The sequence below is a fragment of the Neorhizobium sp. P12A genome, assembly GCF_008365395.1.
In the GTDB taxonomy this organism is placed as follows: domain Bacteria; phylum Pseudomonadota; class Alphaproteobacteria; order Rhizobiales; family Rhizobiaceae; genus Rhizobium.
This window is the reverse complement of sequence record NZ_QOVX01000016.1, coordinates 93,868-115,276: the sequence shown is the minus strand read 5'-3', so window position 1 is coordinate 115,276 and position 21,409 is coordinate 93,868. Positions and strand designations below refer to the sequence as shown.

The window sequence follows — 21,409 nt, the reverse complement described above, 5'->3', positions numbered from 1 at the left end:
GAAGGCGGGCTTTATATCCCGCGTGCCAGGCGCCGCACGCAGCATCCAACTTCTCATCCCGCCAGAAGCCCTGCCCATTCTACGATAACACAAACCGTCATAATCTCTGTGGCGAGGTACTAGATTGACGAAGGTGGTCTTACCGGCGCCGTTCGGGCCGATCAGGGCGACGCGATCGCCCGGCGCCATCGACAGGCTGACGTCATTTGTGACTGTGAGGCCGCCGAAGGCCTTGCGCAGCCGGCTGACTTCGAAGACTGCGCTCATCGCGGCGTCTCCCTGCGTCCGTTCAGGTAGGCAGCGGCGGTGCCATAGATGCCTTTGGGTGCAAACAACACGACGGCGATCAGCAGCGCGCCGACGATCGTCAGCCAATGGAAGGGATTGACCGAGGAGACGTAGTCCTCAAACAGTATGAAGACGATGGTCCCCGTCAGTGCGCCGAACAGCGATCCCGTGCCGCCGAGCACGAGCATGACCAACGCTTCGGCCGATTGCGTGAAGGACAGGCTGTCGAGGCCGACAACCTGCGTCGAGATGGCGTTGAGCGCGCCGCCGATGCCGGCGACCGCGCCGGAAATGACGTACATTTTGATCAAGGCAAGCTTGGGTGAGGCGCCCATGGCGCGGATGCGCAACGGGTCCTCCTTGATACCGCGGCAGAGCATGCCGAAGGGCGACCGCACGAGCAGGCGCAACAGGAGGATGACAACAAGCAGGAGCGCTGCGCCGAAGAGATAGGCCGTGTGTCCATAGAGATCGAATTCGAAGATGCCGAACAGGGGATCGGTGGAAATGCCGGAAAGCCCGTCGCTGCCGCCCGTCTAATCCGAAGCCTTGTTGGCGAATTCATGGAACAGATAGACGAGCGCGATGGAGAGAACGAGCTGCGGCAGCCCATGCGCCCTCAGAATGATCGCACCGCAGATAAGCCCTGCAATCGCACCGCCGACCATGCCAGCCAGCGTCATCAGCAATGGATCGGTAATGCCGAAATGCGCCGAGGCGATGCCCGCAGCATAGGCGCCTGCGCCGAAAAGGGCGGCATGGCCGAGGGTCGCGATACCGCAATAGCCGACGACGAGATCGAGCGACAGGACAAGCAGCGCGATCGCGATCAGCCGCGTCAACAGCGCCAGATTGTCGGGAAATAGCAGGTAGCCGAGGCCTGCAAGCGCCGCAGCGACGACGACAGCGATCAGATCGTGGCCGATGGAGCGACGCTGGCGGGAGGCGGCCGCATTGCTGGAGTTGAGGGTCAGCGCCATCATTTTGCCCTTCCGGCAAGGCCGCCAGGGAAGAGGCAGATCACCACGATGACGGCGAGATAGAAGAAGAATTCTCCGTATTCCGGCATGATGTAACGGCCGGTCGTGTCGATTGCGCCGAGAAGCAGGCAGGCGGCGAGTGCACCGGGGATGGAGCCGGTTCCACCGACGGAGACGACGACGAGGAAGGTCACCATATAGCGTAGCGCATAATAGGGCTCGACCGGCAGCAGCTCCGCGCCGACCACGCCGCCGAAAGCGGCAAGCCCGACGGCGATGGCGAAGCTCACGGCATAGACGATCTCGGTGCGCACGCCGAGTGCGGCCGCCATTGCGGCATTGTCGACCGAGGCGCGCAATTTCACGCCGAAGCCGGTCTTTTCGATCGCATACCAGAGTACCGCCGCGACGATTAGGCCGCTGATGATGGCGAAGACGCGCTGGGTGCCGATGCTGCGGAAGCCAAGATTGACGGAGCCTTGCAGCTCAGGCGGCAGCGGGATTGTTTTTAAGGTTGGTCCAAAGACATAGTTGGCGATGCCGATGATGCAAAAGGTGATGCCGATGGTCATCAGCACCTGCGTCAGCTCCGGCGCCCCATAGATCCGGCGATAGAGCAGGCGCTCGATCGGAATGGCGATCACGATGGTGCCGACAACGGCGAGGATCACGGCAACGCCATAGCCGAGCCCGAGATCGCGCGCCGCATAGGAGGCGATATAGCCGCCGATCATGGCAAATCCGCCATGGGCCAGATTGGTCACACGCATCAGCCCCATGGTGACAGACAGCCCAATCGAGATGACGAACAGCACCATGCCGTAGGCCAAGGCATCAACCGCTATGCTGAGGACAGTTTGCATCTGGTTCAACGTGTTCCTTGTTTTATCGAGAGCGGGCGTCTTGGGCCTGATGCCGCGCGGCCCCCTCATCCGCCTGCCGGCACCCGCCTGGGTCGACCCACCGGTCTCGACCTGTCCTTCGGCCCCCCATGGGGAGAAGAGACTCGCGACTCTGGCTTTCGCCCCAACTGGCGGTAATCACCGACGTTTCCCGCTCTCCATTTGGGGAGAGGGTAGGGTGAGGGGGCTCACCCGCGACGATCGCCGCTCTATCTCACTTCCCGGCCTTCAACCCCGGATCCCCCTGCTTCTCGAAGGTCTGGATCTCCTTGTTGTAATAGGTCCCGTCGGCGGCCTTGGCGACCTCGCGCAGATAGATGTTCTGCGTGATATGGCGGCTGTCAGGATCGATCGTGACCGGCCCGCGCGGGCTGACCCAGGAGAGGCCCTTCACCGCATCGACCGCCTTCTGGGCGTCCTGTTTGCCGCCGGTCGCCTCGATCATCTTGTAGATGACATGCATGCCGTCGAAGGCGCCTACCGCCGGGAAGTGAGTTCGGCCGGGTTGCCGATCGCCTTGTCGGCGGCGGCGACGAAGGCCTTGTTTTCCGGTGAATCATGCGAGACGGCGTAGTGGAAGGTCGTCTGCATGCCGAGTGCCGCGTCACCGAGCGCCGGCAGATCGCTCTCCTGCGTCAGGTCGCCGGGGGCGATCAGCTGCACGCCAGCCGCCTTCAGGCCGTTTTCGTTGTAGGACTTGACGAAGCCGAGCGTGGTCGGGCCCGATGGCAGGAAGGCGAAGACCGCCTGTGCACCTGAGTCCTTGATGCGCTGCATGATCGGGCTGAAATCATTGGTCGAAAGCGGCATCCTGATCGCGTCGACCACCTGACCGCCGGCGGCGGTGAAGCCGGCCTTGAAGGCGCTTTCGGCATCGATGCCTGGACCGTAGTCGCTGACGACGGAGATGACCTTCTTGATGCCCTTGTCGAAGGCGACCTTGGCCATCGGCGTCGAGGTCTGCCATGTCGTGAAGGAAGTGCGCACCACGAGCGGGCTCTTCTCAACGATCGCCGAGGTGGCGGCGTTCATGATCACCATCGGCACGTTGGCCTGCTTCAGGATCGGCGTGACGGCCATCGCATCGGGCGTAAAGTAGAAGCCGGCGAGATATTGTACATGCTCCTTGACGACGAGCTCCTGCGCCGAGGATTTAGATTGGGCGGGATCAGCCTGCGGCACGTCGCGATAGATGATTTCGACCGTGTCGTTGCCGACCTTGTTGCCATTCATGGCCATATAGGCATCGATGCCGGCCTTGAAGTTCTTGCCCTGGAGGGCAAAGGGGCCGGAAAACGGCCCGATGACCCCGACCTTGATCGTGTCGGCATTGGCGATGCCGCTCAATGCGAGCGCCGCTGCGGCGGCGATGATAAGACGCTTCATTTTCCCTCCTCCGGGGCACTGGCTCTTCTTTTGTCCAGGCCTCTCCAAATAGTCCGACCGCCGGCCAGGTGACGATATCATCCGTCCACCGAGGGCAAAATTTCTAGTCGGCATTTCCGATCCGAATGATGCTCTTTATCAGTTCCTGCGCCAGTCGCAGCGCCGCGCCGCATGCAGTCGCCATTTGCGGTAGCACCATCCATTCCAGCGTCCAGGCCGCGCCGGAGCGCTCCTGCTCGTGCACCATTGACTGATGCAGTGCCGAGATCTGGACCGCATTGAACCGGGCAAGCGCCACCAGCGTCTCGGCCGCAACCGGGTTCTGCTTGTGCGCCATCGCCGAGGAGCGACCGCCGCCATAAAGCGCGATCTCCGTTCCCCCCTGCGCCATCAGCGCGATATCCTGGCCGATTTTTCCGAGGCTGCCCGTGATCAGGGAAAGCAGGCCGCCAAAATCGGCGATCCGGTCGCGTTGGCTCTGCCATTGCCGGGCGTCGGTGAGGTCCAGCTCCTGCGCGAGCGCCGCGCGAACCGCCGCGGCCTTGTCGCCCAGCTGATCGAGCGTACCGGCTGCGCCGCCGAACTGCAGCAGAAAACTCTCGTTGGTCAGCCGCTCGCGGTATCGGCCTAGAGGATCGCTCCAGGCGCGCAGCCGGTCCGAAACGCTCATCGGAATGGCGGCCTGCATGCGGGTATGAGCCATCAGCCTGTGCTTGCCGAACTGCCGCTCAAGCCCCTGCAGCATTTCCCCCAGCACGGATAGCCTTGCAGATAGGAGAAAGCAGACGGCCTTCAGCCGGATCATCAGGCTGGTATCGATGACGTCTTGGCTCGTTGCGCCGAAATGAACGAAGCGAGCCTCATCGCCGCCGACAGCATCACGCAGCTGACGGACAAGTGATGGTACGACCACTCCGTCAGACGCCGTGCCCGCCTTTAGAACCGCGATGTCCGGCTTGAAGGACGAACATATCTCTCCGATGCGCGCCGCCGCTCCCTCCGGGATAACGCCATGACGCGCCTCCGCCTTCCCCAGCGCCGCCTCGAAGGAGAGCATGGCGCGGATATCGGCATCCGCGGAAAAATAGATCCCCATCTCCTCGTCGCCGAGCAGTCCGGACAGATAGGGATGATCGAAGGGCGAGACGCTCATGACGGATTTCAGATGTCCAGGAACACCGTTTCCTTTTCGCCTTGGAGATGGATGTCGAACGTGTAGATTGGGCCGTCCTTCGTGGCAATCATCGTCGCCAGACGCTCGCGATGTTCGATGCGGGCAAGCAGCGGATCGGCCGCGTTCGCTTCTGTCTCCTCCGGGAAATACATGCGCGTATGCAGGCCGATATTGATGCCGCGGGCAACGATCCAGAAGGTGATGTGCGGGGCCATCTTGCGGCCGTCCTTATAGGGCACGATGCCGGGCTTGACCGTCTCGAAGCTGTAGACGCCATCTTCGGCACGCGTCGGGCAGCGCCCCCATCCGGTAAAGTTCGGATCGGCGGTGCCGCGCATTTCCGACGGGCTATTGTAGAGCCCTGACCTGTCGGCCTGCCAGATTTCGATGACGGCGTCTCGCACGAGGGAGCCGGCGCCGTCGAGGACGCGCCCGGTCACGGTGATCCGCTCCCCGAGCGTCTTGTCGTTCACCATCGTAGTGCCGAGGTCGCTGTCGTAGACACCGGATATATTGCAGAAATTCGGGGTCAGGCCGATATGGACATAGGGGCCGGCCGTCTGCGACGGCGTTTCCTTGAGGTAGCCGAGTTCCTGGGCCATCAGTTTCCCTCCGGTCTGTTTTCGAACATGGTCGAGCGGCGGCCGCGAAGGATGATGTCGAATTTGTAGGCGCGGGAATCCATGGGGATCGTATTGCCCCAGTCCAGCGGCGCGATCAGCTGCTCGATGGCAGCCTTGTCGGGGATGGTGCCGACGATCGGACATTTCCAGATCATCGGATCGCCCTCGAAATACATTTGCGTGATCAGCCGTTGCGCGAAACCGTGGCCGAAGATCGAGAAATGAATATGGGCAGGACGCCAGTCGTTGACGCCGTTCGGCCAGGGATAGGCGCCGGGTCGGACGGTGCGGAAGAAATAGTGTCCATCCTCATCGGTCACGGCGCGGCCGCAGCCGCCGAAATTCGGATCGATGGCGGCGAGATAGGTTTCCTTCTTGTGGCGATAGCGACCGCCGGCATTGGCCTGCCAGAATTCTACCAAAGCGCCCGGCACTGGCCGGCCGCGTTCGTCAAGTACGCGGCCATGAACGACGATGCGCTCGCCGATCGCGCTTTCGCCCGGCTTGGCGAAATTATGAATGAGGTCGTTGTCCAGCTCGCCCAGCATGGAGTGACCGAAGACCGGGCCAGTGATTTCCGAGATCGTGCTGTCGAGCGACAGGAGTGCCCTTTGAGGGGAGCGCAGTACCGAGGTCTTGTAGCCCGGTGTCAGGGCCGGCGCATGCCATGCGCGATCCCTTGCAAAGAAGGCGCCCGTTTCGGGCTTGCGGTTCGGTCTGTTGCTCATCTCATGCCTCGCCTCGGGTCGTCTGATCGGCGTCCATTTGCTCGAAAACCTGCTTCGCGATCTTGATTGCATGGTTGGCGGCCGGCACGCCGGCATAGATCGCGACGTGAAGCAGCGCCTCGCAGATATCGTTTCGCGAGGCACCCGTATTGGCCGTTGCGCGTACATGCATCGCCACTTCTTCGTCCTGCCCCAGCGCCGCGAGAAGTGCGATCGTGACGATCGACCGTTCGCGCTTCGTCAAGCCGGGCCGTGACCAGACCGTTCCCCAGGCACCTTCCGTTATCAATTCCTGGAATGGCCGGTCGAACTCCGTCGATATCGATTGGGCGCGGTCGACATGGCTGTCGCCGAGAACGGCGCGGCGCGTTTCCATGCCGCGGCGGTAGCGTTCCGAAATGGGCGAGGGTTCGTTCATGAGCCTTTGTCTCCATGCATGGCAAATTCGATGAAGGCGCGAATGACCGAAGTCAGCGCCTCCGGCTGCTCGACACAGGGGATGTGGCCAGCATCCTTTATGACTTCGTAGCGGGCATCGGGAATGAGCCGCGCCAGGGAAAGCACGAGGTCGGGCGGGGTCGAGCCGTCCTGATCGCCGACGACGCAGATCGTGGGAACCGCAATCTTTGCGGCGGCCTCGGTAAAGTCGGCGTCGCGGACCGCCTCGCAGGTGGCGATATATCCCTCCACCGGCTGGCGCTCGAGCATGTTGCAATAGCCGGCATAGGCGATGTTTTCCGGGCGGCGGAAGGCGGACGTGAACCAGCGCGCCATGATGCCGTCGGTGATGCTGGCAATGCCGTTTTCGCGGATAGCCGCGATCCGCGTATTCCAAGCTTCGGCCGTGCCGATCTTATGGGCGGTATCGCAAAGGATGAGGGCGCGAACCAGATCCGGCCGGCGCTGATAGAGCGACTGGGCGATCAGCCCGCCGACCGAGAGGCCGCAAATGATCGCCTGCTTGACCGAGAGCATATCGAGCAGGCCGGCGAGATCGGAGGCATGGTCCTCAATCGTGCAAGGAACCTGTCCGACATCGGAAAGCCCGTGGCCGCGCTTGTCATAGAGCACGATTGCGAAATCGCCCGCCAGACGCACGATAACGTCCCGCCAGATACGGAAGTCCGTGCCGAGCGAATTGGAAAAGACGATGACGGGCTTATCCGCCGGCCCGCCAATGAGCTGGTAGTGGATCGTGACATCGTTGATCCGGGCAAATTGCACTTGAAAATCTCCTCTTGCCGAGACTGGCAGTTTCATCTGGTTAGGTAAAATGATATTTTCTGACGCTTTGATAACTGATAGGTTATGTTTTGCGATGCTGGATAGCCGCGTAAAGTTTCGCCATCTGCAGACCTTTGTCGAGGTCGCGCGCCAGAAGAGCGTGCAGAAGGCCGCCGATCTCCTGCATGTCAGCCAGCCGGCCGTGACAAAGACCATTCGCGAGCTGGAGGAGGCACTGGGCGTGGCTGTCCTCGAACGCGACGGCCGCGGCATCCGCATCACGCGTTATGGCGAGGTCTTCCTTCGCCACGCCGGCGCGGCCCTGAGCGCGCTGCGCCAAGGGCTCGATTCCGTCAGCCAGGAGCGCTTCGGCGAAGCGCCGCCAATCCGCATCGGCGCCTTGCCAACGGTTTCGACGCACATCATGCCGCGGGCGATGGAGCTGTTTCTCAAGGAGGATACGTGGAGCCGGATCAAGGTTGTGACAGGCGAGAATGCGGTGCTCCTGGAGCAGCTTCGCGTCGGCGATCTCGATCTGGTCGTCGGGCGTCTGGCGGCAGCAGACAAGATGAGCGGTTTCTCCTTTGAGTATCTCTATTCCGAGCAGGTCGTTTTCGTCGTGCGCTCGGGTCATCCGCTTCTCGAAGCTGGCCGCTCGCTGTTTTCCGATCTCGGACGCTACACGGTGCTGATGCCGACGCGGGCCTCGATCATTCGGCCGTTTGTCGAAAGTTTCCTGATCGCAAACGGCGTTGCCAACCTGCTGAGCCAGATCGAGACCGTCTCAGATTCCTTCGGACGCGCCTTCGTTCGGTCGAGCGACGCCATCTGGATCATTTCAGCAGGCGTTGTGGCCAGCGACATCGACGACGGATTGCTGAAAGCCTTGCCGATCGACACCAGCGAGACGAAAGGTCCTGTAGGCCTGACGATGCGCACCGACGCCATTCCGTCGCTGCCGCTGTCTATCCTCACGCAGACGATCCGGCAGGCGGCCGAGGAAATATCGAAGAGGCTTTAGCCCTGAAGCGCGCCGCCAGGGGAGGGAAGCCCATGAAAGGCATCGGCTCCTTTTCAGTAGGGCAGCCCCACGTAATTTTCTGCCAACGCGGTCGAAGCTGCTTTTGAATGGGTGAGATAGTCGAGTTCAGCCTCCTGGATCTTCTGGTCGAAATCGCTCGTGTCGGGAAAACGATGCATCATGGTCGTCATCCACCAGGAGAAGCGAACGGCCTTCCAAACCCGGGCGAGCGCCCGGGCGGAATAGGCGTCGAGTGCGGCATCCGATCCGTCGCGATAATGCTCGAGCAGGCCAGCAAATAGGTAATGAACGTCACTGGCAGCAAGGTTCAGACCTTTGGCTCCCGTCGGCGGGACGATATGGGCCGCATCGCCGGCGAGAAAGAGACGGCCGAAGCGCATCGGCTCAGCCACGAAGGAGCGCAGTGGCGCAATCGATTTCTCGAACGACGGCGCAGGCTTCAAGGCTTCGGCATGATGGGCAGGCAGGCGCCGGCGAAGCTCATCCCAGAAACGATCATCGCTCCAATCCTCGATTTTTTCGTCCAGCGGGCACTGGATATAGTAGCGGCTGCGGGTCATCGATCGCATCGAACAGAGCGCGAAGCCACGGGGATGGTTGGCATAGATCAACTCGTGGCTGACGGGTGCGACCTCCGACAGGATGCCAAGCCAGCCGAACGGATAGATCTTTTCGAAGGTCTTGATCGCGCCCTCGGGAACTGCCTTGCGGCTGGTACCATGGAAGCCATCGCAGCCGGCGATGAAATCGCAATCGATGCGATGCGAGATGCCGTCCTTCACATAGGTGACATGGGGCCTGTCGCCGCCGAAATCGTGCGGGCAGGTATCGTCGGCGTCATAGATCGTCGGCGCGTTTCCGGCTTCCCTGCGTTCCATGAGATCGCGGGTCAGTTCTGTCTGGCCGTACACCATGACGCGCTTGCCGCCGGTAAGCTCATGGAGATCGATGCGATGGTCGCGACCATCGAAGGTGAGCGAGAAGCCGTTATGGGGCAGGCCTTCGGAATGCATGCGGCTGCCGGCCTTCGCCCGGTCCATCAGCCCGACCGTTCCCTCTTCCAATACGCCGGCCCTGACACGGCCGAGGATATGGTCCTTGCTGGCGCGATCCAGGATGACGTTGTCGATGCCGGCCTCCGTCAGCAACTGACCAAGCAGAAGCCCCGCGGGACCGGACCCGATGATGACGACTTGGGTGCGCATTCTTTCCTCCCGCGCTTGCTTTTATTGCAATTGTGATGGCGGAAGGAGGCCGCAGCAATGGACTTTTCGCGCCTGAAATTGCAAAAATCGAACATCCGCGGTGGGAGTACAGGCGATGAATTCCGTGCCAACCTATGATCTCTATGGCGAGATCAGCGGTGCAAAAACCGAACTCTGGCTACATTGCGAGACGATTCCCTCGCGGAGCCGGCTTCATCACTGGGAGATCCGGCTCCATCGCCATGAGCGCTTCTTTCAGATTCTCTACATCAGCGCCGGTGCAGGCGATGTCGTCTTCGGTGACAACAGGCAGGCCATCCGTCCGCATTCCGTCGTGACGGTTCCGCCGGGCTTGAATCATGGATTTCGCTTTTCGAAGGATATCGACGGTCTCGTCGTCACCACATTGCTTTCCAGTTTGAAGACGATACCGGGTGACGCGAGCCGTTTCGGCGAATGGCTCGCCGAGCCGCATGTGACATGGCTTGATCCCAGCAATGAAGACGCGGCCTATATCGCCATGACGCTTCGCCGTCTCGGGCGGACCTTCGACGAGCGCCGCCAAGGGCGCAATGATCTGCTGGACGCCTATCTGACATCGGCCCTGCAACTAACCTTTCGCCTGTCGTCGCAGGAAGGGGAAAGCCAAGGCTCGGCGCGGGAGAACGAGCGGCGGATCGAACTTCTGAACGATCTCATCCAGCGGCACTTTCGATCCCGAAAGCCCGCCTCCTTTTATGCCGAAGCGCTCGGCATCTCACCCACGCATCTCAATCGCATCGTCCGGCCGATGACCGGGCAGGGGACGCATGAACTGATTACCCGCAAGCTTATCGACGAAGCAAAGCGGGAGCTGGTTTTCACCTTCGCAAGCGTGCAGGAGATCGGTGATCGTTTCGGCTTTGCTGATCCGGCTTATTTCTCCCGCTTTTTCCTGAAGGAGACCGGAGAGACGCCGCGGGCCTGGCGCATCGCGCAAAGGAAGACCCTCGGCCTATAACCGAGGGTCCGTTGAACGTGGCTGGCCCAGAGATCAATTGGGTGGCGTCGCGCCATCGAGACCTACGGAAACGCGGTCTGCTGCGACCATGTTATCGCCGCTCATGACGCCCTGTACGGAGACACCGGCACCGGCCTTCAGGTCGTCTTTGGTCGTCGGGGCGAGTGCGACGATCTTCGTGCCATCAGGAATGCTGATCTTGCGCTCTCCGCCCTTGTAGGCGAGCGTCAGGGTGGGGCCGTTTACGTCCTTGACGGCGTTCGCAACGGTGGCGTTAGTCATCGAGCCGTTTGGCTTGACGTCCCAGGGACGGTCACCTTCGCCCGTACCCTTCATCGAAGCCGGGAAGATGACCACCTGAACCGCACCGTTGACGCCGCTGGCGGTCGGCTGCGAGCCGACACCGACAAAGTCGCCCGGCTTGATGTCAGCGGCAGAGGCGTTCTTGACCCCAAGGACGTTCATGCCGGACTTCATCGTGACCGTCACGTCCTTGCCATCGGGGCTCTTGATCTTCAGCGTGTCGCCGTCGAGGCTTTCAACTGTGCCATGCATGCGAATTCTGTCTGCAGCACTGGCACCATGAATTGTTGTGAGCGCAACGAGGGCGCCGCTCGCAAGCATGAGGGCAGTCTTGCGAAAATAGCTGGGACCCATGGTATTCCTCCCCGATGGCCGCCAATCGGCAGGCCGTTAAATCAAATTGTGCGGCCGACCGAATAGCGATGAGATCGTCGAAATCGATCCTAAATAAACAAAGCCATTCTAGCGGAGCGTTTCGGCTGCGCCAATCAAAGCTCGATCAAGGAATAGTGAGGAGAGGCATCAATTGCGAACCGAAGCGGGAAGCTTCGGTTCGATTGGCGATCTCATCAGGCGATTATTCAGCCGGCGCTCCTGCCATCCAGATCAGTTCCCATACATGGCCATCCGGGTCTTCGAAGCTGCGGCCGTACATGAAACCATGATCCTGCTTGGGATTAGGATCGGCAATTCCGCCGGCCTTGACGGCTTGATCAACGACATTATCCACGTCATCGTGATTTTCGACCGTCAGGGCAAGCAATACCGCGCTGGATTTTTTGGTGTCGGCAATCGGCCGCTCAGTGAACATCTTGTATTTGTCATGCGTCAGCAGCATTGCGTAAATCGTCTCGGAAAACACCATGCATGAGGCAGTCTCATCCGAGAACTGCGGGTTTTTGGTTCCTCCTACCGCTTCATAAAACGCTGTCGATTTAGCAAGATCGCGAACCGGAAGATTCACGAAGATCATCTTGGTCATCTGTCTATTCCTTGTGATCTGTTGACGAGTACTGGTCAGTCCAGTACCGTGTCGCACGACTAACATTAGAGTACGGTACTGTCTAGTACCGGTCGAAGGATTTCATGAAAATCGAGAATGAAACCAGATCCGCACGTAAGGACCGCGAGATCATCCAGGCAGCTACGCTAGCCTTTGTCAGCAAGGGTTATGATGGAACGAGTATGGAGGAAATCGCCACCAATGCCGGCGTCTCCAAACAGACCATCTACAAGCATTTCAGAGATAAGGAGACGCTTTTCAGCGAGGTCGTTCAATCGACGGCGACCCAAACCAACGATGTCGTCGAGGTCGTGACAACACTGCTGTCCGAAGTGACCTATATGGAAGGCGGCCTGCATCAGCTCGCCCGACGCTTGATGGCGATGCTGATGGATGACGAATTGCTGAAGCTGCGGCGTTTGATCATCGCCAATGCCGATCGCATGCCTCAACTCGGTCGCAGCTGGTACCAAAAGGGCTTCGAGCGGATGCTGGCTTCAATGGCATCCTGCTTTGAAAAGCTCACAAGTCGCGGGCTGATGCAAACCAGTGACCCCCATTTGGCAGCCAGTCACTTTTTCGGAATGCTGCTTTGGATCCCCATGAACGAGGCAATGTTTACCGGAAACAGCAAGCCTCGTTCAAAGGCAGAACTTGAACGGCATGCGGATGCCTCGGTCGAGGCATTTCTTGTCATCTATGGGAGCGGGCGAAATAATCGCTAATCGGATACAAAGATGATCAGACGCACAATCCAGCACGACTGCTTCGCCCTGGATGCATCCAACTCCGGCGAAATCGCCAATGTCAGGGCCGCTCGCCTTTGCTAAGCCGGCTTTCGATTTCCTCAATGACGGGGAGCAGATCGGCGACTGTGTCGATGATGTAATGGGCTCCTCGTTCTTTCAGGGCGGCAGAAGCTGCAGACTTCGGAGCGTTGATCTGGTGACTGGGCCGCGAGTTCGCTCGGCGTCAAGCCGGCTTCGTTACCGCTGAGCGCGACGCCGACCGTCCAGCATCCGGCCGCCACGCCTTCGTCGATACCGACGCCGGTGTCGTCGACTTTGACGACGGCATGGGCCGGCCAGACGCCGAGATCGAGGAAGCATTTGTACATGTTCATCGGCGTCGGCCGGCCTTGCGGAAGGTCACCGGCGCAGACCAGATTGTCGACCTCGTAGCCCTGTGCCTTTGCCAGTGGCCTCCGACGCTAATCCAAAAGGATGATCGCGTTAACCGAACCAGACGCCCACGCCACAACCGCGCCCTTCGCAGTCCCATGCTCGATATCCACTTCACTGGGTTGAAGAGGAAGTCTCCGTCGCCGCCCGGAAAGGCTTCGCAATCGTCGATGCGAGCGCGCGTCTCCGTTCCCCTCAGAGGATTGGCTTCCCGCCCGTAACTGCAATCGTCGCGCCGGACACGTAGCTGGAGAGCGGGTCCGCCAACATGACGTACGATGTCGCAAGCTCGGCTGGCTGTCCCGGGCGCTTCATCGGAACCTGCTTGCCGAAGTTCTTGACGTTTTCTTCGGGCATGGTCGACGGAATGAGCGGGGTCCAGATGGGGCCGGGAGCGACTGCGGTTGCCCGGATGCCTTTATCCGCCAGCATCTGCGCGAGACCCGCCGTGAAGTTCTGAATCGCTCCCTTGGTCGTCGCATACGCGAGGAGATGCGGGCTTGGGCTGTCGGCGTTGATGGAAGCCGTGTTGATGATGGCACTACCGGGCCTCATATGCTCGACCGCGGCTTTCGTCAGATAGAACATCGCATGGATGTTCGTTCGGAATGTCAGCTCCCATTCCTCGTCTGAAATGTCCCCGATATCGGAAAAGCTCGCCTGATGGGCAGCATTGTTAACAAGTATGTCTATGCCGCCGAGCTCCGCCACGGCCGTGTCGATGATGTGACGGCAGTGATCGGACTTCTGGATGTCACCCGAAACGAGCACTGCTTTACGCCCGGCCTTCTCAACCCAGGATTTCGTCTGCTCCGCGTCACTGTCCTCTTTAAGATATGCAATGAGCACGTCCGCTCCCTCGCGGGCGAAGGCGATCGCAACGGCGCGCCCGATGCCGCTATCGCCGCCTGTGATGACTGCCTTCTTGCCGTTCAGCCGTCCGGAGCCTCGATAGGTCTCTTCGCCATGATCGGGTAGCGGGGACATCACATTCGTTATGCCCGGCATCGGCTGGCGCGGCGTGTCAAATGGCGGGCTCGGATAATTGGTCATATCTCTTCTCCTTGGGGTCTACGGTGGAAGCCGGACGCTTCCGATGCGTCCGGGGGGCTTTGCGATCAGGCGCTGCGGGCCGGGGCTTGGTGCCGTCCTTCGGCGAACTCCTCGACTATCTTGGCGCAGAAGGCTGGAAGATCCTTCGGGTTGCGGCTGGTCACGAGGCCCTTGTCCGTGACCACCTCCTTGTCGACCCAGTTTCCGCCGGCGTTGCGGATATCGGTGGAGACGGTCGGGTAGGAGGTGAGCGTGCGGCCCTTGACGACATCGGCTTCCACCAGAACCCATGGCCCGTGACAGATGACGCCGACCGGCTTTTGCTGCGCGAAGAAGTCGTGCACGAAAGAAACGATCTTCTTGTCGCCACGCAACTTGTCGGCGCCGACGCTACCGCCCGGAATGACCAGGCCGTCGAACTCCGTAGCCGAAACATCGGCAATGGCCTTGTCGATCGAAAACGTCGATCCGGGGTCGAGATCGTTGTTGACGGCCTGGGCTTCGCCTGCCTCAAGACCAACGACAACGACCGTCGCTCCGGCATCCTCGACGGCCTTTTTCGGCTGCACGAATTCCGGCTCCTCGGTGCCGCGGGGGGCGAGCAGGATTGCGATCTTTTTGCCTTCCAAGGTCATGTTTCTCTCCATTGTTGTCGTGAAAGAAGTGCTCAGCCGAGATCCATCATTTGTTCAGATCTGTGGCCATCTGCAGGTGATGCTCAAGCGCCGGGCGGGTGCTTGCGGCCCAGGCCTTCAGCTCCGCGTTGTCGCCGCCATCCCCATAGCGTTTGAATAGATCGACGGCGTCCTTGTGGGCGCTTTCCTGGTCGGAGTGGTACTGCTTGGTGAAGTCCGCGCCCTGCAGGCTCTTCAACTTGTTCAACATGTCCTGTTGCGAGGATGTCATCGCTGTCGGAATCGTCGCCTGAACTTTGCCGCTCGACACCAGCCCCTTGAGTTCGCCGGTCGTCTTCTCATGGTCGGCAATCATCTGCTGGGCGAAGGTCTTGGTGGCGGCATCGGAACGTTCAAGGGCGAGCTTGCTGGATGAGATTTCGAACATGTCGCTTGTGGCTGCCTCGGACACGAAGTCCTGCGTCTTCGGCGCCATGCCGAGAACCGAATTGACGCCGGTCTTTTCTGCTGCGGATTGAGCAAATACAGGGGCCGCGATCAAAAGGGCGAGGCCAGCAAAGGCGATGGTCTTCTTCATCATGTTAAAGCTCCGGTTAGCGGGTTGCCGAGCCAAAACCTCTTTGCAGCGACAATGTTCCGATGGCGCGGTGCCAACGCGCGGTCGGAAGACAGAGTCGACAACAGCCAGGGAACAATCGTTCTGCAGCGCTGTTTCCGCACTAGAAAGCAGGGATCCCGGACATCACAGGAGTTTCATCATCATGCAGGCTGTTCGCATTCATCGCTTCGGCGGACCGGAGGTCATGACGATCGAGGAGATCGATCGTCCCATCCCGTCCGCGAACGAAGTTCTCATCAAAGTCCTTGCCGCAAGCGTCAATCCCGTCGATGCGAAGATGCGTGAGGGCAAGTATCCGGTCGTCACTGAAAAGGACTTGCCTTATGTGCTCGGCCGCGACGTCAGCGGACAAATCGCGGCCGCTGGCGACAACGTATCAAGCTTCCTCATCGGCGATGACGTCTTTGCATTTCTCTCCCCGGATCACGGGGGGTACGAGGAATTTGTACTGGCCAGAGCAGACGAGGTGGCCACCATGCCAAAATCGCTGGATGCGGTCGGCGCGGCCGCCGTGCCGCTTGCCGGGATCACCGCGTGGCAGGGTCTCTTCGATCACGGCGGTCTTCGCTCGGGCAAACGTGTTCTCATCCATGGCGGTGCTGGCGGTGTCGGTCATTTCGCCATCCAGCTCGCCAAGGACAAGGGCGCCTGGGTCGCAACCACCGTATCCACCGCCGACAGGGAATTCGTAAGCGACCTCGGGGCCGATCTGGTGATAGACTACAAGTCCGAAAAATTCGAGGACGTGATCGAGCCGGTGGATCTGGTGTTCGACCTGATTGGTGGGGAGACACAGGATCGCAGCTTCGATGTGGTCAAGCCGGGAGGTGCGCTTATTTCGACACTGAAGGAGCCGGATAAGGCCCGCGCCGCGGAATTGAGCATTCGCGTGGGCAGATACACGGCGCAACCAAACGGCAGCCAGTTACAGGAAATCGCGGAATTGATCGATCAAGGCAAGGTCAAGGTCGTGGTCGCCGGCACATTTAAGCTTAGCGAAGTTGGACAAGCCCAAACGGCCCTGAAGGAAAACCATATCCGCGGCAAGGTGGTCCTGAAAGTTGCCGACTGATTGCGAGAACCCCGAGACGGCTGCGCCCAACGAGGGATTCGACCAAACTGTTGAAGCCCTCTTTCCGTTTTCCCTACTGCGTAGAGGCACTTTGCGGTAACGATTGCAATGTTCCCTGTGAGTGCCCATATGGATGACTTGCTAGACACCCGTAGGCTTGTCGCTGTGATTGGCTACAAGGCAAATGTGCGCCCACCGAACGTTTCGCGACGGGTAATTCTCCAATCAACCTGATGACGTCTGCTGACTGGCAGGCAAGGAAACCTATTGAATAACACAAAGATCACTGCCGCACCCGCGGTCGTGAAGCCGCGTGAGCGCGATGAGACCGTCGTGCCGCCGACCATGAACAGGAAAATATCCCCCTGTCTCCTCACCCGTCGTGAACTGCAGGAGCTCATCGCCGAGCAGCTCGGCTGACCGGTGGCACCTCAAACAAGAAAGAAGGAGAATTCGATGCAAGTGCTCGTCAGAGACAACAATGTCGACCAGGCCCTTAGGGTGCTGAAGAAGAAGATGCAGCGCGAAGGGCTGTTTCGGGAAATGAAGGAACGGCGCGCCTATGAAAAGCCGTCCGAACGTCGCGTTCGGGAAAAGGCGCAGGCGATCAGCCGTCATCGCAAGGCCGCACGCAAAAAGTTGCAACGGGAAGGGTTGATCGCCGCGCCGAAGCGCAAAGCTCCCGTTCGCTAGAACTAATCTCGTCGCTCCGCTTTGGGCGGAGCGGCATTGTTTGAAAGGATAAAGATGGAAGAGCTCACCAGCATAACGATCTCCGAAGAGCGCCTGGAGGATTGCCGTGACGTCATCGAGCCGGAATTGCAGGACTTGATCCTGAGTGCTTTACGGACGGGATTTTCGCGTGAGGAAGTCCTGATCGCCGTCAGCGAACTGGTCGCCGAGGACTTTGCGACCGTGATGAAGACGCCGAGCGTCCATTGAGACGACAGGCAGCTTGAGAACTAAATATGAGCATGACGAAACAGCATACACATTCCTGGGGCGGGCGACCTAACCTCGAATCCTGACAGGGATTCCCTTCGATGCTGGCGTCTTCGACAGTTCGTCGTGATGGTCGATGGCATTGAGCACGTTGCATTCCGGATAATAGGCAGCGATCGTGCCTGGGGGGAGGTCGTGGAGCGTCACGACGAGCCCGCCGAGTTCGCGTCGCTTTCCATCGCCGAAATCGCTGACAAGCGTAACGGTCTGTCCGGGCTGCAATCCTGCATCGGCGACATCGTCCTCGCACATGAGCACGACGTCGCGTGTACCCTCGATACCCCGGAACCGATCGGAATAGCCGTAGATGGTCGTGTTGAACTGATCGTTCGATCGAATGGTGATCAGCCTGAACCGACCCGGTTCGTCTTTGAATGATAGCGCATTGAGGCGGTCGGGCGTTGTGAAAACCGCCTTCTTCTCTTCGGTGTTCCAGACACGATCATGGGCGCTGTTGCCCCGATAAAAGCCGCCCGGCTGGAAGAGCCTTTGGTTGTAGTCCTTGAAATCCTTCGGATAGGTGAACTCGATCAGGTCACGGACGAGGCCATAGTCTCCCGTCCAGTCGTCCCACCGAATCTTCGGGTTTGGATCGAGAGCGGCCTTCGCGATACCCGCGACGATGGCAAGCTCGCTTTTCAGGTGGGGCGAGGCAGGCGTTCTTTTTCCAAGGCTGCCGCTAATATGGGAAAAGCTGTCCTCCGTCGTCACCGCCTGCCGCCCTGTTGCCTGCTGATCGAACTCCGTGCGCGACAGACACGGCAGGATGAAGGCTTCCTTGCCCGGAAAGAGGTGGCTTCGGTTAAGCTTGGTGGAGATCATCACCGTCAGGTCCTGGGCGGCCCAGACGCACTCCATCTCCTTCTGGTCCGGCACGGCGCGCAAAAGGTTGCCGCCGAGACAGATAAATCCCTTGATCCGGCCCTCCATCAGGCCCTTCACCGCATCGACGATCGTGGTGCCATCCTTGGTCGGCGGGTCGAAGTCGAAGAGCGTCTTCAGCTTGTCCATCGGGATCAGCTTGGTTTTTTCGGCGATGCCGACCGTTCGCTGGCCCTGCACGTTCGAGTGGCCCCTGACCGGACAGCAGCCAGCGCCCTTGCGACCGATATTGCCGCGAAGCAGCAGCAGGTTCACGACCATGGCGACGTTCAGCGCCCCTTGCGCATGCTGGGTCAAGCCCATGCCGTAGACGCCGATGACGTTCTTCGCCTCGATATAGGTATCGGCCGCCTGGCGAAGCGCTGCTTCCGGCAAGCCGCTTTCACGTTCGATGTCGCTCCAACGCACATCACGGACGACAGCCGCGAATTTTTCGAGGCCCGTCGTGTGTTCGGCGATGAAATCGCAATCGATCACCCTGTCTGTTCCGGCCTCCTGGGCATGGTCGTCGGCTTCGATCACGCGCTTGCAGAGACCGAGGATGGCCGCGATGTCGCCGCCGGCCTTCACTTGCAGATACTGATCCGAGATCTTCGTCTCGTGCCCGGTCAGCATGGCGATCGGATCCTGAGGATTGACGAAGGAAACGAGGCCCTGTTCGATGATCGGATTGAAGGTGACGATCTTCGCTCCGCGCTTCTTGGCCTCCTGCAGCGGGTGGAGGAAGCGGGGGCTGTTCGAGCCGGGGTTCTGGCCGAAGAAGAAAAACGCATCTGCCTTCTCCAGGTCTTCCCAGACGATGGTTCCGACGGGCGAGCCGATGACCTTGTTCAACCCGACGGACGTCGTCTCGTGGCACATATTGGAACTCTGGGGCAGATTGTTGTTGCCGTAGGCGCGGGCAAGAAGTGCGTAGAGATAGGATGCCTCCAGTCCGGCATGTCCCGAAGAATAGAAGACCACGCTCTCCTTTTCGAGACGCTTCAGCGCGGCTCCGATGTGCTGAAAAGCCTCGTCCCATGTGACTTCGACATAGCGGTCGGTCCCGGCATCGTAGCGAAGAGGATGGGTCAGCCGGCCCGTCATTTCCAGGTCGTGATCTTTCCACCCCCGGAGTTCTTCGACGGTATGTTCGGCCCAGAAGTCCGGCGTGCATCGGCTGTTGGTGAGATCCCAGAGCGTCGCTTTCGCGCCGTTTTCGCAGAATTCGAAGGGATGGTAGTTCACGGGCTTCGGCCAGGCGCAGGAAACGCACATGAAGCCACCCGGCTTGTTCTGGCGGCGCAGGGTGTCGATTGCTGCTGGTGTCGGCCAGCTCTCGCCATAGATGCGGGCAATCGATTTCAACGAGCTCCAGCCGCCAGCCGGACCTTCGGAATGGGTAGTCGGATATTGATCTGCCATGTTCGCCTCACGGACATTCGCTTCTGCAAATCAAATCTCCGAAGCGATCGTAGGTTCCTCAAGCGTCCGATTGCGACCCAGATAAATGGCAGCGGGCGGCCGCGAACCTGTCTGGTGGCGAACGGAACAAGAGAACGTGTCACTGGTTAAGTCCGGCAACGTAATGACCAGGAGAATACGGATGCCCCTCACTGCGCTCGCTCTCAACGGAACGCTCAAGTCCAGTGGCGGAGAAAAATCCTCGACGGATCGTATGTTGGGACTGATTGCAAACGGCTTGGAAAAGCAGGGCGTTGCGACCAGGACCATCCGTCTTGCCGACCACGACATCAAGCCGGGCGTAACGTCGGATGAAGGAAAAGGCGATGCGTGGCCGGATATCCGTGAGGCTGTGCTGGCGGCCGACATCCTGGTGGTCGGAACGCCGATATGGTTGGGCCAACCGTCGTCGGTCACGAAACGTGCGCTGGAGCGCATGGACGCGTTTCTCTCGGAGACGGACGAGCAGGGCCGGATGGTGTCCTATGGACGCGTCGCCGCGGTCGCCGTCGTCGGCAACGAGGATGGGGCGCATCATGTGTCCGCTGAACTTTATCAGGCGCTGAACGACGTCGGCTTCACGATCCCGGCTAACGCTGTCGCCTACTGGGTAGGGGAGGCGATGGGCAGCACCAATTTCGTCGATCTGAAATCGGTGCCGAAGGTCGTGACGAAGGCCGTCGACATGCTGGTTCGCAACACCGTGCATCTCAGCCGCCTGCTTAGGGAAGAACAGTATCCGGGCCAATGATCGTCGACCGCCCCCGAGATGAAGGAGAAGTTACCATGGAAGATCCCACCACGAAATATCCGAAACCGACCTTCGAGAAGCAGTCACAGCCCTTTCCCGGGCTTGCTGGCAAGATGAATCCTAAGCCGGACCATGGCGAAGCCTCCTATCGGGGATATGGACGCCTCGCAGGGTTGAGAGCTCTGATTACGGGCGGTGATTCCGGGATGGGGCGAGCCGCTGCTATCGCCTACGCGCGCGAGGGAGCCGATGTCGCCATCAATTATCTTCCCGACGAGGAGCCCGATGCCAGGGAGGTAATTGCGCTGATTGAAAAGGAGGGACGCAAAGGCGTTGCGCTACCGGGGGATCTTCGCGACGAAGCTTTCTGTGAAAGGCTTGTTGCCGACGCCGCCGAAGCTTTGGGCGGGCTTGATATCCTCGTCAGCAATGCCGGTCGTCAGCAGCAGGCTTCGTCGTTGTCGGAGATCACGACCGAAGGATTCGACGCGACCATGAAGACAAACGTTTACGCGATGTTCTGGATCACCAAAGCTGCCCTGAAACACCTGAAGCCGGGTTCCGCGATCATCGTCACGACCTCAGAGCAGGCCTACGATCCGTCCAAGGATCTCGTCGATTATGCGATGACGAAGGCGGCCGGGATGAGCTTCACGAAATCGATGGCCAAGCAGCTGGGTCCGAAGGGTATCAGGGTCAATGGCGTCGCTCCGGGTCCGATCTGGACGCCGCTGCAGGTCGCGGGTGGAGCCACCATGGAGAAGCTTGAGAAGTTCGGCGCGATGACGCCACTGGGACGTCCAGGCCAACCTGCCGAGCTCGCCTCGATCTATGTCCAGCTTGCCGATCCGACCGCAAGCTACGCGACCGGGCAGGTCTATGGCGCTGCCGGCGGCAGTGGCCAGCCCTAACT

The 21,409-nt window shown here is 60.0% G+C and carries 24 protein-coding genes and 2 pseudogenes; 9 read left to right on the top strand and 17 right to left on the bottom strand.

The annotated features are described in order from the left end of the window. The 9 genes and pseudogenes from DTW90_RS37810 to pcaD all read right to left on the bottom strand — a co-directional run. Positions 1-267: ATP-binding cassette domain-containing protein (locus DTW90_RS37810; protein ID WP_246665093.1), on the bottom strand; the 267-nt coding region annotated here is incomplete at its 3' end. After that, a pseudogene (locus DTW90_RS28880) lies at positions 264-1,268 on the bottom strand (branched-chain amino acid ABC transporter permease). The pseudogene DTW90_RS28880 and the gene DTW90_RS37810, both read right to left, overlap by 4 nt. After that, positions 1,268-2,131: a branched-chain amino acid ABC transporter permease gene (locus DTW90_RS28875; protein ID WP_149342819.1), complete on the bottom strand. Its 864-nt coding sequence runs from the start codon at positions 2,129-2,131 to the stop codon at positions 1,268-1,270. Before DTW90_RS28875 ends, DTW90_RS28880 begins: the two are co-directional and overlap by 1 nt. Positions 2,132-2,384: 253 nt before the next feature. Beyond that, positions 2,385-3,556, bottom strand: a pseudogene (locus DTW90_RS28870) (ABC transporter substrate-binding protein). A 103-nt stretch (positions 3,557-3,659) separates the two neighbouring features. Further along, on the bottom strand, positions 3,660-4,709 hold the full coding sequence (locus DTW90_RS28865; protein ID WP_149342817.1) for a 3-carboxy-cis,cis-muconate cycloisomerase: 1,050 nt from the start codon (positions 4,707-4,709) through the stop codon (positions 3,660-3,662). A gap of 8 nt (positions 4,710-4,717) precedes the next feature. Then, the gene (gene pcaG / locus DTW90_RS28860) at positions 4,718-5,332 is read right to left on the bottom strand and encodes a protocatechuate 3,4-dioxygenase subunit alpha (protein ID WP_149342815.1); all 615 of its coding nucleotides are present in this window, start codon (positions 5,330-5,332) and stop codon (positions 4,718-4,720) included. Next, positions 5,332-6,081, bottom strand: a complete 750-nt coding sequence (pcaH, locus tag DTW90_RS28855; protein ID WP_149342813.1) for a protocatechuate 3,4-dioxygenase subunit beta — start codon at positions 6,079-6,081, stop codon at positions 5,332-5,334. Before pcaH ends, pcaG begins: the two co-directional genes overlap by 1 nt. 1 nt (position 6,082) lies before the next feature. Then, positions 6,083-6,499 (bottom strand): 4-carboxymuconolactone decarboxylase, encoded by a 417-nt coding sequence (pcaC, locus tag DTW90_RS28850; protein ID WP_149342812.1) that lies wholly within the window; start codon positions 6,497-6,499, stop codon positions 6,083-6,085. Then, on the bottom strand, positions 6,496-7,305 hold the full coding sequence (pcaD, locus tag DTW90_RS28845) for a 3-oxoadipate enol-lactonase (protein WP_149342810.1): 810 nt from the start codon (positions 7,303-7,305) through the stop codon (positions 6,496-6,498). The genes pcaC and pcaD overlap by 4 nt, the downstream gene beginning before the upstream one ends. A gap of 94 nt (positions 7,306-7,399) precedes the next feature. On the opposite strand from pcaD, the gene pcaQ reads away from it, so the two are divergent. Next, complete coding sequence (gene pcaQ, locus DTW90_RS28840) at positions 7,400-8,326, top strand: pca operon transcription factor PcaQ (protein WP_149342808.1); 927 nt, start codon at positions 7,400-7,402, stop codon at positions 8,324-8,326. Positions 8,327-8,379: 53 nt separating this feature from the next. On the opposite strand, the gene pobA is transcribed toward pcaQ, so the two are convergent. Next, on the bottom strand, positions 8,380-9,552 hold the full coding sequence (gene pobA / locus DTW90_RS28835) for a 4-hydroxybenzoate 3-monooxygenase (RefSeq protein WP_149342806.1): 1,173 nt from the start codon (positions 9,550-9,552) through the stop codon (positions 8,380-8,382). A 115-nt stretch (positions 9,553-9,667) separates the two neighbouring features. On the opposite strand from pobA, the gene DTW90_RS28830 reads away from it, so the two are divergent. Then, positions 9,668-10,552, top strand: a complete 885-nt coding sequence (locus DTW90_RS28830; protein WP_149342804.1) for a helix-turn-helix domain-containing protein — start codon at positions 9,668-9,670, stop codon at positions 10,550-10,552. A gap of 33 nt (positions 10,553-10,585) precedes the next feature. Here the strand turns inward: DTW90_RS28830 and DTW90_RS28825 are convergent, their stop codons facing one another. Next, positions 10,586-11,209 (bottom strand): DUF5666 domain-containing protein, encoded by a 624-nt coding sequence (locus tag DTW90_RS28825; protein WP_149342803.1) that lies wholly within the window; start codon positions 11,207-11,209, stop codon positions 10,586-10,588. 223 nt (positions 11,210-11,432) lie between these two features. Continuing rightward, positions 11,433-11,837, bottom strand: coding sequence for a VOC family protein (locus DTW90_RS28820; protein ID WP_149342801.1), 405 nt, complete (start codon positions 11,835-11,837; stop codon positions 11,433-11,435). A 104-nt stretch (positions 11,838-11,941) separates the two neighbouring features. Here DTW90_RS28820 and DTW90_RS28815 point away from each other — a divergent pair, with 104 nt between their 5' ends. Beyond that, complete coding sequence (locus DTW90_RS28815; protein WP_132522668.1) at positions 11,942-12,583, top strand: TetR/AcrR family transcriptional regulator; 642 nt, start codon at positions 11,942-11,944, stop codon at positions 12,581-12,583. Between the two features lie 122 nt (positions 12,584-12,705). Here the strand turns inward: DTW90_RS28815 and DTW90_RS28810 are convergent, their stop codons facing one another. The 4 genes from DTW90_RS28810 to DTW90_RS28795 all read right to left on the bottom strand — a co-directional run bounded on the left by DTW90_RS28810 (position 12,706) and on the right by DTW90_RS28795 (position 15,304). Next, a complete protein-coding gene (locus tag DTW90_RS28810; RefSeq protein ID WP_188080093.1) occupies positions 12,706-12,981 on the bottom strand; it encodes a hypothetical protein in 276 nt (91 codons plus the stop codon). A gap of 253 nt (positions 12,982-13,234) precedes the next feature. Then, positions 13,235-14,092 (bottom strand): SDR family oxidoreductase, encoded by an 858-nt coding sequence (locus DTW90_RS28805; RefSeq protein WP_149342799.1) that lies wholly within the window; start codon positions 14,090-14,092, stop codon positions 13,235-13,237. Between the two features lie 65 nt (positions 14,093-14,157). Continuing rightward, complete coding sequence (locus DTW90_RS28800; RefSeq protein WP_132522665.1) at positions 14,158-14,727, bottom strand: type 1 glutamine amidotransferase domain-containing protein; 570 nt, start codon at positions 14,725-14,727, stop codon at positions 14,158-14,160. Positions 14,728-14,773: 46 nt separating this feature from the next. Next, complete coding sequence (locus DTW90_RS28795) at positions 14,774-15,304, bottom strand: DUF4142 domain-containing protein (RefSeq protein ID WP_132523297.1); 531 nt, start codon at positions 15,302-15,304, stop codon at positions 14,774-14,776. Between DTW90_RS28795 and DTW90_RS28790 the strand changes: the two genes are divergently transcribed. From DTW90_RS28790 to DTW90_RS28780, 4 genes are all read left to right on the top strand, one after another. Further along, positions 15,291-16,418 carry an NADP-dependent oxidoreductase gene (locus DTW90_RS28790; RefSeq protein ID WP_246665092.1) on the top strand — a complete coding sequence of 376 codons (1,128 nt, stop codon included), beginning with the start codon at positions 15,291-15,293 and terminating at the stop codon, positions 16,416-16,418. The genes DTW90_RS28795 and DTW90_RS28790 overlap by 14 nt on opposite strands. Before the next feature lie 267 nt (positions 16,419-16,685). After that, positions 16,686-16,838 (top strand): hypothetical protein, encoded by a 153-nt coding sequence (locus tag DTW90_RS37310; RefSeq protein ID WP_165927805.1) that lies wholly within the window; start codon positions 16,686-16,688, stop codon positions 16,836-16,838. A gap of 36 nt (positions 16,839-16,874) precedes the next feature. Continuing rightward, the gene (gene rpsU, locus DTW90_RS28785; protein ID WP_132522663.1) at positions 16,875-17,111 is read left to right on the top strand and encodes a 30S ribosomal protein S21; all 237 of its coding nucleotides are present in this window, start codon (positions 16,875-16,877) and stop codon (positions 17,109-17,111) included. 54 nt (positions 17,112-17,165) lie between these two features. Continuing rightward, positions 17,166-17,360 carry a hypothetical protein gene (locus DTW90_RS28780; RefSeq protein ID WP_132522661.1) on the top strand — a complete coding sequence of 65 codons (195 nt, stop codon included), beginning with the start codon at positions 17,166-17,168 and terminating at the stop codon, positions 17,358-17,360. Positions 17,361-17,429: 69 nt separating this feature from the next. On the opposite strand, the gene DTW90_RS28775 is transcribed toward DTW90_RS28780, so the two are convergent. Next, positions 17,430-19,706 carry an FdhF/YdeP family oxidoreductase gene (locus DTW90_RS28775; protein ID WP_132522659.1) on the bottom strand — a complete coding sequence of 759 codons (2,277 nt, stop codon included), beginning with the start codon at positions 19,704-19,706 and terminating at the stop codon, positions 17,430-17,432. A 181-nt stretch (positions 19,707-19,887) separates the two neighbouring features. Between DTW90_RS28775 and DTW90_RS28770 the strand changes: the two genes are divergently transcribed. After that, positions 19,888-20,496 (top strand): flavodoxin family protein, encoded by a 609-nt coding sequence (locus tag DTW90_RS28770; protein ID WP_149342797.1) that lies wholly within the window; start codon positions 19,888-19,890, stop codon positions 20,494-20,496. After that, positions 20,493-21,407 (top strand): SDR family oxidoreductase, encoded by a 915-nt coding sequence (locus DTW90_RS28765; protein WP_281025482.1) that lies wholly within the window; start codon positions 20,493-20,495, stop codon positions 21,405-21,407. Before DTW90_RS28770 ends, DTW90_RS28765 begins: the two co-directional genes overlap by 4 nt. Positions 21,408-21,409: the final 2 nt, after the last annotated feature.